Annotated in this window: 12 protein-coding genes; 10 read left to right on the forward strand and 2 right to left on the reverse strand. The window is 66.8% G+C overall.

The features are described from left to right. From V3328_RS15980 to V3328_RS16010, 7 genes are all read left to right on the forward strand, one after another. Positions 1–669 carry a cysteine hydrolase family protein gene (locus tag V3328_RS15980; RefSeq protein ID WP_340330683.1) on the forward strand — a complete coding sequence of 223 codons (669 nt, stop codon included), beginning with the start codon at positions 1–3 and terminating at the stop codon, positions 667–669. A gap of 46 nt (positions 670–715) precedes the next feature. Next, positions 716–2032 (forward strand): M20 family metallopeptidase, encoded by a 1317-nt coding sequence (locus tag V3328_RS15985; protein WP_340330684.1) that lies wholly within the window; start codon positions 716–718, stop codon positions 2030–2032. A 31-nt stretch (positions 2033–2063) separates the two neighbouring features. Further along, a complete protein-coding gene (locus tag V3328_RS15990; protein WP_340330685.1) occupies positions 2064–3299 on the forward strand; it encodes an ABC transporter substrate-binding protein in 1236 nt (411 codons plus the stop codon). A gap of 82 nt (positions 3300–3381) precedes the next feature. Further along, positions 3382–4137, forward strand: coding sequence for an ABC transporter ATP-binding protein (locus V3328_RS15995; protein ID WP_340330686.1), 756 nt, complete (start codon positions 3382–3384; stop codon positions 4135–4137). Next, positions 4134–4868, forward strand: coding sequence for an ABC transporter ATP-binding protein (locus tag V3328_RS16000; RefSeq protein WP_340330687.1), 735 nt, complete (start codon positions 4134–4136; stop codon positions 4866–4868). The genes V3328_RS15995 and V3328_RS16000 overlap by 4 nt, the downstream gene beginning before the upstream one ends. Further along, positions 4865–5746 (forward strand): branched-chain amino acid ABC transporter permease, encoded by an 882-nt coding sequence (locus tag V3328_RS16005; protein ID WP_340330688.1) that lies wholly within the window; start codon positions 4865–4867, stop codon positions 5744–5746. Before V3328_RS16000 ends, V3328_RS16005 begins: the two co-directional genes overlap by 4 nt. After that, positions 5743–6747, forward strand: a complete 1005-nt coding sequence (locus V3328_RS16010; protein WP_340330689.1) for a branched-chain amino acid ABC transporter permease — start codon at positions 5743–5745, stop codon at positions 6745–6747. Before V3328_RS16005 ends, V3328_RS16010 begins: the two co-directional genes overlap by 4 nt. On the opposite strand, the gene V3328_RS16015 is transcribed toward V3328_RS16010, so the two are convergent. Then, on the reverse strand, positions 6740–7549 hold the full coding sequence (locus tag V3328_RS16015) for an amidohydrolase family protein (RefSeq protein ID WP_340330690.1): 810 nt from the start codon (positions 7547–7549) through the stop codon (positions 6740–6742). The two genes, V3328_RS16010 and V3328_RS16015, sit on opposite strands and share 8 nt — an antisense overlap. Positions 7550–7777: 228 nt before the next feature. Between V3328_RS16015 and V3328_RS16020 the strand changes: the two genes are divergently transcribed. Beyond that, positions 7778–8239 (forward strand): nuclear transport factor 2 family protein, encoded by a 462-nt coding sequence (locus V3328_RS16020; RefSeq protein WP_340330691.1) that lies wholly within the window; start codon positions 7778–7780, stop codon positions 8237–8239. A 54-nt stretch (positions 8240–8293) separates the two neighbouring features. On the opposite strand, the gene V3328_RS16025 is transcribed toward V3328_RS16020, so the two are convergent. Next, entirely contained in the window at positions 8294–9256 is a 963-nt protein-coding gene (locus tag V3328_RS16025; protein WP_340330692.1) for an IclR family transcriptional regulator domain-containing protein, read from the reverse strand. Between the two features lie 532 nt (positions 9257–9788). Here V3328_RS16025 and V3328_RS16030 point away from each other — a divergent pair. Beyond that, on the forward strand, positions 9789–10823 hold the full coding sequence (locus V3328_RS16030) for a TRAP transporter substrate-binding protein (protein ID WP_340330693.1): 1035 nt from the start codon (positions 9789–9791) through the stop codon (positions 10821–10823). A 10-nt stretch (positions 10824–10833) separates the two neighbouring features. Further along, positions 10834–11439 (forward strand): TRAP transporter small permease, encoded by a 606-nt coding sequence (locus tag V3328_RS16035; RefSeq protein WP_340330694.1) that lies wholly within the window; start codon positions 10834–10836, stop codon positions 11437–11439. Positions 11440–11450: the final 11 nt, after the last annotated feature.

The following is an 11450-nucleotide window of genomic DNA, read 5'->3' on the forward strand; positions in this document are numbered from 1 at the left end:
ATGGCGAGCGAGTTGACCCGCGACGTACCTCTCGATGCCGGCCAGTCGGCGCTCCTGTTCATCGACGTGCAGAACTTCTGTGCCCGCCGCGACGGCGGCGAGTTCAAGGACACGCCTGCTTCCGACTTCGACGGCAAGTACGCCTACTACTTCGACCGCCTCGCCAACGTCGCGGTTCCCAACATGCGCAGGCTGCAGGTGGCCTGCCGGAAGGCCGGCGTCGAGGTGATGTACACGACGATCGAGAGCCTGACGCTGGACGGGCGCGACCGCAGCCTCGACTACAAGATCACCGGCTTCCACGTGCCGAAGGGATCCTGGGACGGCAAGGTGATCGACGAGATTGCGCCGGGCGACGACGAGATCGTGCTGCCGAAGACCTCCTCCAGCGTCTTCGTCTCCACCCACATCGACTACATCCTGCGCAATCTCGGGGTGAGGCAGATCGTGCTGTGCGGGCTGGTCACCGACCAGTGCGTTGAATCCGCGGTGCGCGACGCCTGCGACCTCGGCTACCTGGTCACCCTCGTGCCGGATGCCTGCGCGACCTACAGCCAGGAGCGGCACGACCACTCCCTGAAGACCATCCGCGGCTACTGCCGACAGGTCACGACCGACGCCCTGATCGGCGAACTGGAGCAGGGCTCCGAAACGGAGCCGGGACGCTGACCGAAGTGCCGCCCGGCCGACACCGCCAGCAACAAGGGGAATGCCGATGCCCGCAGCAGAAGACGCAGTAAAGGCCGCCTGGAAAGCGCTCGACGACGACCCCGATTACGACGTCGGCCTGACGCAGGACCTCGTCCGCATTCCCTCGGTCAACCCGAAGTTCGTCACCGATCCCGACATCAACAGGGAAGCGGAGGTCCAGGACCGCATCCAGCAGGAAGTCGAGGGCCTGGGCTTCACCAGCGAACGCTGGGACGTCTTTCCAGGCCGGCCGAACCTCGTTTCCGACCTTGCCGGCAGCGAGGAAAAAAGCCTGATCCTGTGCGGCCATGTCGACGTGGTGCCGATCGGCGAGCGGTCGGACTGGACGGTCGACCCGTTCGGCGGCGAGATCAGGGACGGCAGGCTCTACGGCCGCGGCGCCGTCGACATGAAGAGCGGCGTCGCCGCCTGCATCGCGGCCGCCCGCGCGATCCGCAAGGCCGGCATCGAGCTGGAAGGCCGCCTGTCGATCCACACCGTCGTCGACGAGGAGGCCGGCGGCTTCGGCGCGATGGACGCGGTGGCGAAGGGCAAGCTCGCCAGGGCGGCGATCGTCGCCGAGCCGACCTGGGGCGACATCCAGCCGAGCGAAGGCGGGCTCTACTGGGTCCGCGTCACGGTGCGCGGCCGCCAGGGCCATGCCGGCTTCCGCTTCAACGAGGTCTGGCCGCAGCACGACAAGCCCGGCCGCCTGCAGCAGAGCGTCAACGCCATCGAGCTTGCCAACCGCTTCCTGTCGGCCCTGCGCGACTTCGAGAGCATCCGCTGCCGCACCACCAGCCATCCCCTCGTGCCGGCCGGCCTCAACACGATCAGCCCGGGCGTCATGCGCGCCGGCGCCGGGCTCGGCCCCGACGGGCTGCCGATCATCATGACCAACCCCGCCATCATTCCGGACGTCGCGGTGATCGACCTCGACTACAAGTTCCTGCCCAACGAGTCGCCGGACGAGGTGCGCGCCGAGTTCGAGAACTTCGTCCATCATTTCTGCCAGCAGGACCGCTGGCTGCGCGATCACCCCATCAAGATCGAATGGTCGCTGGGCGGCCTCTACTTCCCGCCGATGGACACGCCGCTCGACCATCCGATCGTCAAGTCGCTGGTCAGGCGCAAGGGGCAGGTCGGCAAGGCGCCGCAGATCAGGGGTTTCGAGGCCGTGACCGACGCCGCCCATTACGCAGGCGCCGGCGTCGACTCGGTGATCTTCGGCCCGAGCGGCGACGGCTTCCACGGCGACGACGAGTACGTCGACATCGCCGCGCTGCAGGAAACCACCAGGACTATCGCCGCCGCCATCATCGACTGGTGCGGCGTGCGCTGAACGAAGCAGACAACAACAGGGGAACAAGACGATGAAACTCAAGGGTTTGATGAAGGGTGCGTTGTTCGCCGCATCGGTTTTCGCGGTCCTGCCCGCCCATGCGCAGGACAAGGTCGCCAAGATCGGCGTGCTGGCGCCGCTGACGGGCGGCGCGGCGGCCGACGGCGCCGAGATGGTCAACGGCGCCAGGCTCGCCGTCGACGAGATCAACGCCGCCGGCGGCGTTGCAGGCTACAAGCTGGAGGTCGTGGTCGGCGACACCCAGGACCAGGCCGCCGACAGCGTCACCAGCGCCTTCGAGCGACTGGCCGGAGACCGCGACGTCAACGCGATCGTCACCGGCTATGCCAGCGGCAGCAACTTCGAGATCGAGCTGATGGCCGAGCAGGAGATGCCCTACCTCATCTCCGCAAACTCGGCGCAGACGCGCGACATCATCGCGCCCAGCCCGGACGATTTCCCGACCGTCTGGTCGATCACGCCGTCCTACGATGCCTACGAGACCGAAATGGTTCCGGTGATCGACGAACTCGCCAGCAGCGGCAAGCTCAAGCTGCCCAACAAGAAGGTCGCGCTGATCTCCTCCGACAACCCCTATTCCAAGACGATCATGGAGGGCCTGAAGAAGAACTTCGAGGCGGCCGGCTGGACGGTGACCTCGTCGGACCTGCTGCCGTTCGGCGAGATCAGCGACTGGCGCGCCTTCCTGGCCGGCGTCCGGCAGGATGCCCCTGCCCTGATCATCAACACCGACTACCTGCCGGGCAACGCCGCCAAGTTCATGACCCAGTTCCTCGAGGAGCCGACGGACAGCCTGGTGTTCATCCAGTACGCGCCGTCGGTGCCCGAATTCCTCGACCTCACCAAGGATCAGGCGACGGGGGTCGTCTACAACCTGCTCGGCGGCGTCCTGAACACGCCGAAGAACCCGCGCGCCGCGGAGGTCGTCAAGAAGTACGAGGACAAATACGGCAACCAGCCTGGCACCTACGGGCCGGCACTCTACGAACAGGTCTACCTCTATGCCGACGCTCTGGAAAAGGTCGGTGACCCGACCAAGCGCCTGGAGATCGGCGAGGCGCTCGGCGCCTCCGAGAAGCAGATCGCGGCGGGAATGCTGAAGTTCGATCCCGAGACCCACCTCGCGGTACAGGGCAACGACGGCATCCCGATCCAGTTCTACCAGATCTGGGACGGCGAGCGGGTGCTGTTCTACCCGGGCAGCTACGCGACGGGCGAGTTCCAGATGCCGCCGTGGATGCAGTAACGACGCTCATCGGATCCCGGCTGGCGTTCGCGGCGGACATATCGTTGCCGTGAACGCCGCCGATCCACTCCGGATATCTGCCATGGCCGCGACAGACGCCTCGCCCGTCCTGCTCGAAGTGCGCAACGTCACCCGGCGGTTCGGGGAGCTCGTCGCGGTCGACGACGTGTCCTTCACCGTCACCGAGGGCCAGGTGTTCGGCATCGCCGGTCCGAACGGCAGCGGCAAGAGCACGCTGTTCAACGTCATCACCGGCATTCCGTTTCCGCCGAGCAGCGGCGCCGTCCTGCTGCGCGGCGAGGAGATCCAGCGGCTGCGGCCCCACCAGATCAGCCGGGCCGGCATCCTGCGGACCTTCCAGAAGGACGCGGAGTTCTACACCCTCACCGCCTTCGAGAACGTCTATACCAGTGCCGTCTACTGCGGCGGCGCGGTCGGCGCCGACGCGCGGCGCGACAGCATGCAGGCGCTCGAGGACGTCGCGCTGGCCGACGACCGGCGCGACCGGCCGGTCTCGGAGCTCTCGGTGTTCGAGCGCAAGCAGCTGATGATCGCCTCGGCGATCGCCGGCCGGCCGAAGGTGCTGCTGCTCGACGAGCCGGCCGCCGGCCTGACCAGGCCCGAGGTCACCCAGCTCGCCGACCTGATCCGCACCGTCCACCGCCGCGGCATCACCATCGTCCTGATCGAGCATGTGCTGCCGCTGCTGCTCAGCGTCTCCGAACACCTCATGGTGCTGAACCAGGGTGCGGTCATCGCCTCCGGCACTCCGAAGGACGTCGTCAGGATGCCGCAGGTCGTCGAGGCCTATCTCGGCAAGCGGGAGGTCTCGCATTGAGCGACGCCGAAAACGCCCTCGATGTCGTCGAGCTGCGGGCCGGCTACGATGCCTACGACGTCCTCCAGGGCATCTCGATCCATGTCGGCCCCGGCGAGCGAGTCGGCCTGTTCGGGCCGAACGGCCACGGCAAGACCACTCTCCTCAACGCGATCTCGAAGATCATCCCGCAGCGCCGCGGCGAGGTCCGGTTCCTGGGCGAGCCGCTCGGCGGCCTGTCGGCCAAACAGATCGTCGAGCGCGGACTGATTCATGTCGCCCAGGCCAACCACCTGTTTCCCGACATGGAGATTCTCGAGACGCTGGAGCTTGCCGCCTATACCAGGCGGGCCCATTCGCAGCGCGCGAAGAACCTCGACTACGTGCTCAAGCTCTTTCCGCGCCTTGCCGAGCGCCGGCGCCAGCAGTGCAAGACGCTGTCCGGTGGCGAGCGCCAGATGCTGTCGATCGGCGTCGGCCTGATGTGCGCGCCGCGCATGCTGATGCTGGACGAGCCGACGCTCGGCCTGTCGCCGAAGCTGAAGGACGAGCTGGCGGCGGCGATCGACGAGATTTCCTCGCAGCGGATGCCGCTGCTGCTGGTCGAGCAGGACATCACCTTTGTGCTGTCCCTCGTCGACCGGATGTACCTCGTCGACCACGGCGAAATCATCCGCGAGATCGACCGGCGCAGCGGCGTCGACCACGACGAGATCATGGACATGTATTTCGGGGGGCACGAGGCGCGATGACCGCGGACACCCTGAGCGCCATCCTGGTCAGCGGCATCGTGCTGGGCTCCGTCTACGCCTTGATGGCGAGCGGCCTGTCGCTGGTCTGGAGCACGCTCGGCATCTTCAACTTCGCGCATGGCGTCTTGATGACGCTCGGCGCTTATGTCGCCTGGACCGTCTCCGATGCGGCGGGCCTCGGCCTCTGGATAGGGGCCGGCGTCGCCGTCGGGATCGCCGCCGTCATCGGCGTCGGCATCCTGATGGAGCGGCTGGTGGTGAGGCCCTTCTACGACAACCGCGACATCCTGCTGATCACCGTCATGACGACGCTGGCGGTGATGATCTTCCTGGAGAAGGGCATCCAGCTCGTCTGGGGCGCCCGCCTCAAGCAGCTCACTCCCATCGCGCCCGGCCAGGTCGACTTTCTCGGCACCACCATTTCGGCCCAGGAGATGCTGATCATCGTCGTCGCGCCGATCCTGATGGTGGCGCTCGGCGCCTTCCTGCGATGGTCGCGGATCGGCCGCGGCATCCGCGCGGTCGGGCAGAATGCCAACGCGGCCCGCCTGATCGGCATCGGCGTGTCGCAGCTCTTCGTGGTCACGTTCGCGCTGTCGGCAGCGCTCGCCGCGCTCACCGGCATCCTGCTTGGCTCCGTCAGGCTGCTCACCCCGACCTTCGGCGCCGAGCCGCTGGTCAAGGCGCTGATCATCGTGATCTTCGGCGGGCTCGGGTCTCTCGGCGGCACCGTCGCCGCGTCCTATCTCATCGGCATCCTTGAAGCCGCACTGATCTTCGTGATCGGCATCTACTGGGCGCCTTCGATGATCTTCGTGCTGCTCATCGTCGTGCTGCTGTTCCGCCCGCAGGGCCTGTTCGGCAAGGTGGTGCGATGACCGCCTTCGGGAGTCCGGTGAAGCTCGCCGCGATCGCGGTGCTGCTGGTCGTCGCGCTCGCAGTACCGCTGGTGGTGGAGGACACCTACGTCCGCCACCTGTTCATCATCGCCTTCATCTACGCGATCGTCGCGGCAAGCTGGGACCTGAGCCTGGGATATGCCGGCATATTCAACTTCGGCCACGTCGCATTCTTCGGGATCGGGGTCTACGCGACGGGCCTCAGCGCCAAGCTGCTGGGCGTCGATCCGTGGCTCGCCATGGTGATCGGCGGCCTCGGGGCGTCGGTCGCCGCCGCGCTGATCGCGCTGCCGGTCGTGCGGCTCCAGGGTGTCTACGTGGTCCTTGTGACGTTCGCGTTCAGCCAGCTTGTGCTGCAGGTGGTGATCAGCCAGTCCGAGGTGACCGGCGGCACCCAGGGACTGGTGCGCGTGCCGACGATCGAGCTGTTCGGCTACAATTTCCTGCGCGACTACAAGTTCGGCTACTACTACGTGGCGCTTGCGATCCTGGTCGTCAGCACCATCGCCATGCGGTGGATCGTGCGCTCCGACTTCGGCCTGTCGCTGAAGGCGCTGCGCGACAACGAGGACTACGGCCTGTCGCGCGGCATCCCGATCGGGCTTCAGCGCCTCAAGGTGCTGGTGGTCAGCGCCTTCTTCGCCGGCGTCGCGGGCGGCCTGTTCGCCATCTACCTGCGCGTCGCCTCGCCGGAGGTGTTCGGCTTCTCCACCCTGTCGCTGATCCTCAGCATGGTGCTGGTCGGCGGCACCTCCAGCATCTACGGGCCGATCTTCGCCGCGCTGGCGCTGACGTTCTTCTCCGAGGGGCTGGCCAGTGTCGAGGGACTGGCCGAGGGCCGGTACATGATCATCGCCGCGGCCATGATCGTGGTGCTGCTGTTCCTGCCGAAGGGCTTCGCCTCGGCGTTCTCCGGAAGGTCCGGCCTGCGCAGGGTCCGCCTGCGCCGCGCGTCAGGCACCGGCGCCGAGGTCAGGTAAAATAGAAGCGCAGCGGCGTCTCGCCGGTGATCTTTCGGCGGACCGCCAGGTCGGGCACCAGGTGCTTCAGGTCGGCGAGCACGTCGCCGTAGGTCACCCTGCCCTCGAAGTCGGCGAACGGCCAGTCGCTGCCCCACATGAGCCGCTCCGGCCCGGCGACGCGAAGCAGCGCCTCGGCGTAGGGATCGGCCGTCTCCGGCGGCGCGAACCGGAACCGGCAGGACATCTTGACCCAGGTATTGCCCCGCTCGACGGCCGCCAGCACCGCCTTGAAGCCTTCGCCGTTTACGCCCTCGGGATCGTCGAAGAAGCCCGCCATGTGGTCGATCACCAGCCGCGCCCCCGAGGCTTCCACGGCAGCGATTGCGCGGGCCGTGCGGTCCGCCTTCTCGACCAGGTGCACGTGCCAGCCGAGGTCGGCGATCCGCCGCAGGAACATCCGGTAGTCGCCGGTGTCGATGTCCGGCGCCTCGTCGCTCAGCGCCCACATCAGCCGGACCCCGACGAAGCCGTCCGCCTTCATCTGCTCCATCTGGTAGATGTCGGTGCGCGGCGCGAGCGTCGCGGTGGCGCGCAGGCGCGGATGCGCCTTCAGCGCGCGGCGGACGTGATCGTTGTATTCGCCGTGCAGGCTCGCCGCCGCGATCACCGCGAACACCACGCCATGCGCGTCGAGGGTCTCCAGGCATTGCTCGACCGAGGCATCGGTCGGCGGCCGGTGCCAGGCCGTGTCGGTCAGCGGCAGATCGCGCGTCCACACGTGCAGATGCGCGTCGACCAGTGGTGGCTCGTCGTCTTCCAACCGTTTCCCCGCCTGTACCGCTCTCCCCGTGAGTCTGGGATAATGCGGCCGGGACGCTAGCCGGCACAAGGAGCCCGCTGCGCCAACCCACCGTCCGAGCTCCATTTTCGGTCAATGAAATCGCTGCCGATCGGTGGGGAACCATCGCCGCCGCTGCTATAGCATCCAGCCCCGAGACCTTCCCTCGGACGCATCCTGCGGGGTGCCCGTCAAGCAGCGAGCAACGGAATGAAGATTTCGGCCGACCGTCTGGCACTGACCCAGGAACTGCATGCCCTGGTGATCGACTACTGGCACGACGTGGACACGAACTGGGGTGCCAACGCGCCGGACTACTATACCGATGACGGCGTCTTCGTCGGGCCGGCCGCCTCCTACGAGGGCAAGGAGAAGATCCGGGCCTTCTACCAGTGGCGCAAGGACCGCGGCGACCGCACCGTCGTCCACAGCGTCCAGAACTTCCAGGCCCTGCCGGAAGGATCGGACAAGGCGACCTGCCACTGGTTCCTGTTCCTGTACGCCGCCGACGGCAAGCCGGTGCTGCCGACCAACCCGCCGATCCAGATCGCCTACATGACCGACCGGCTGGTCAAGGATCCGCAGAAGGGCTGGCTCGTCACCTATCGCCGCTTCGAGGAATGGTTCGCCGGCGGCGCGCCGACCACCAATCCGACCCTCGACGACGACTGATCCGGCAGGCGCGGCCGGATCGCCGGAGGCTCCGCCCGTTCGCCCGGCGCGCCGTCAGAAACCGAATTCCACCTCGTCGCCGCTGTGGTCGACGAGGTCGCCGCCCGAATTCATGAAGGCGAAGGCCTCCTCGATCTTGGTCGTCGTGCACCGCAACGGCTCGATGATCTGCTCGGCCAGCTTGTGCTTCGGTATGGCGGTGGTGAAGTAGCTCGTGCTGATCATCGCATGGACGGTGTCGCCCTCGCGGATCGGCATGCAGAACGTCGTGCGACGATAGGGCCAGGTGCGCGGATCCCGCTGGGCGTAGCCCTCCGAGCGCACCTGCTCGAGCAGCAGCCGGAAGCGCCGCTCGGCGGAGTCGTCGAAGTTGCGTTCCGGGTCGGCGCGGAACCGCGCCAGGTGGCGTTCGCGCTCGGCCGCCGGGCAGAACGCCAGGTAGGTCCGCCCCATCGCCGAGTGCTCCATGTCGGGGCGCAGCCCGAGGATCGAGTCGGTGTTCCAGGGACTGATGGCGCCGGTCCAGAACTGGATGGCGATCTCGTCGCCGTCCATGACGCCGATGGCGACCGGCCACTTGGTGCGCCGCGTCAGGTCGATCGCCAGCGGCCGCGCCACCTCGATGATGCGGGAAATGCCCTCGTAGCCGGAGCTGAGCTCACGCACCCGCGACGTCACCCGGTAGCCGCCGCACATGTTGTCGCGCGCGACATAGCCTTCCGACATCAGCGTCTCGAGCATCCGCACGATGGTCGATTTCGGAAACTTCGTCTCCTCGTAGAGACCGTTGATCGAGGCGATCCGCAGCTTGTTGACCGCGTTGAGTATCTCGAGCGCCCGGCACACCGATTCCACCGGCGGGTAGGATCGGCGGGACAGGTCGGTCAGGCCGTGACGGGAATTGGTCCGGCAGCGGACGGATTCGGCGGGCCGCCCGGGCTTGGATCCGCTCTGGGCGGTGTCGACCACGCCGGTCGATGCATCGGTCGTCTGTGCCGTCACTGGTGATAGCTCCATGGCGTTGTCCTCCCAGACAAGATTGCCATTCATTACCGAACGATCGGCCGCATTGTTGTTCTTGTGGCGAGCCGGCAGCGCGTCACTCCGGGCCGGTCGCCGTGTCCACGGACCGTTACCGATACCACACCGCCGGTCGGAAAGCCGCCGGATTTGGCGCGGATCCCGGCAGCGTGCGCCGGATCGATCTGTTCCGGCACCGTTTGGCCCGGCTCAATCCCGGTCCGGGGCCGCAGCCGCCGGCTGCCGATGCCGCGGGCTTTGCCGTCTGTCGCGATCGGCGAGACGCCAGTTTAGTCCTTCGCGCGACGCCTGAAGGATCGTCATGATCGAATTTCATTCAGTGAAATAGGCATGGAATCCGTTGGCGGGCCAACGGTCGGCCGACGATCATGAATGACGCGGACAGGCCTCACCGGCCAGCGACGACGGGCTCGTGTTTCGGGCCTGCAAGCCGCGGCGAACGGCGCAACAGGCAACAGCCACGCCCGCCGCATGCATCTCACGACACGTGTTCTGGGAGGAACGCTCGATGAAACCGGGAAAATATCTCGCCAGGGCCGCGGCGGTTGTCGCGGCAACGCTTTTCGCCACCGGGTTGATCGGCACGGCGCCGGCATCGGCGCGCACGCTCAGCCTCGGCGCCAACAATAACGCCAACGACTTCGTGGCCGACGGCTTCCGGTTCCTGGCCCAGCGCATCAACGAGCTGTCCGACGGCGAGCTGGAGGTCGAGATCTTCTGGAGCTCGCAGCTCGGCGGCGCCCGGGAAATGGTCCAGGGCGTGGCGGCCGGCGCCATCGACATGCAGCTCGACGTGATCGAGCTGCTGGTGACCTTCGAGCCGCGCATCGGCGTCCTGTCGATGCCGCTGGTGTTCCGCGACCGCGACCACTTCGCCGCCTTCATCGGCAGCGACATCTTCGGCGGGTTCATGGACACGCTTCAATCCAAGGGCATCGTCATCCCCGCCCGCGAGGCACTGGCCAACCCGGAGGTCGCCAAGAACTGGGTCCGGCCCTACGACCGCGGCCTGGTCAGCACGAAGCCGATCTTCAGCCCCGACGACCTGGCAGGCTTCAAGCTGCGGATGTACGAATCCGAAATCCCGATCAAGTCCTGGGAAGCGCTCGGCGCCAACGTCCAGGTGGTGCCCTGGCCCGACGTCTACACGTCGCTGGCGACCGGCGTCGTCGACGGCCTGACGGGCACGATCACCGACAACTACGAGATGAAGCACTTCGAGAACGCGCCGTACTGGACCAACGTCCACGAGTACTTCCAGATCATGCATCCCTGGATGAGCAAGATGACCTGGGACAGTCTGACAGACAGCCAGCGCGCCGCGATCGATCAGGCGGTCGAGGAATCGAGCTACGTCTTCGCCGAACTGATGAACCAGGCTTTGACGGAATCCTCCGCCAAGGCGCAGGAGGAATACGGCGTCTCCATCATCCAGCCGCCGATCGGGCCCTGGATCGAGAAGATGAAGCCCGCCCATGCCGATTTCGAGACGCGCGGCCTGGTCGAGGAAGGCCTGATCGGCCGCATCCAGGCCATCGACTGAGCGGCACGCCATGACGAGCGGCCTGACGGCCGATGCGGGCCACCTGCCACTGCCGAAGGGACTTGCGGTCTTCCGCCGGATCCTTCGGCACGTCGGCCAGGCCGAGCTTGCGCTTGCCATTGCCGCCCTGGTCGTCGTCACGACGCTGAGCGGCGCCCAGGCGCTGCTGCGCTATTCGGTCGGCGGCTCGATCTGGTGGGCGCAGGAGGTCGCCGAGACGACCATCATGGTCGCCTACTTCCTCGGCATCTCCTATGTCTTCAAGACGCGCCAGTACATCCTCATCGAGTTCGTGAGCCTGCGCTTCCCCCCCTCCGTTCAGATGGCGTGCTACGTGTTCGCTCAGGTGCTGACCGTGCTTTTTACGGGCGCGACCGTATATCTCGTCGTCAGGTTCGCACCCTCGCTCATGGGAATGCGCACGCCCCTCCTGTCGATGTCGGGGCTGATCCCGGCCCTGCCGCTCGCCGTCGGCTCCGCGCTGATGGTGGTGACCAGCCTCTACTACCTGGCGTTCGGCCTCTGGGTGATGTCGCGGGGCTTCGAGATCACCAGCGTCGCGGCGATCGAGCGCCGGGCGATCGTCACCGATCCGATGGACGAGGTGGACTGGTGACGACGGCCCGT

Origin of the sequence: Microbaculum marinum, assembly GCF_037855135.1 — a bacterium.
In the GTDB taxonomy this organism is placed as follows: domain Bacteria; phylum Pseudomonadota; class Alphaproteobacteria; order Rhizobiales; family Tepidamorphaceae; genus Microbaculum; species Microbaculum marinum.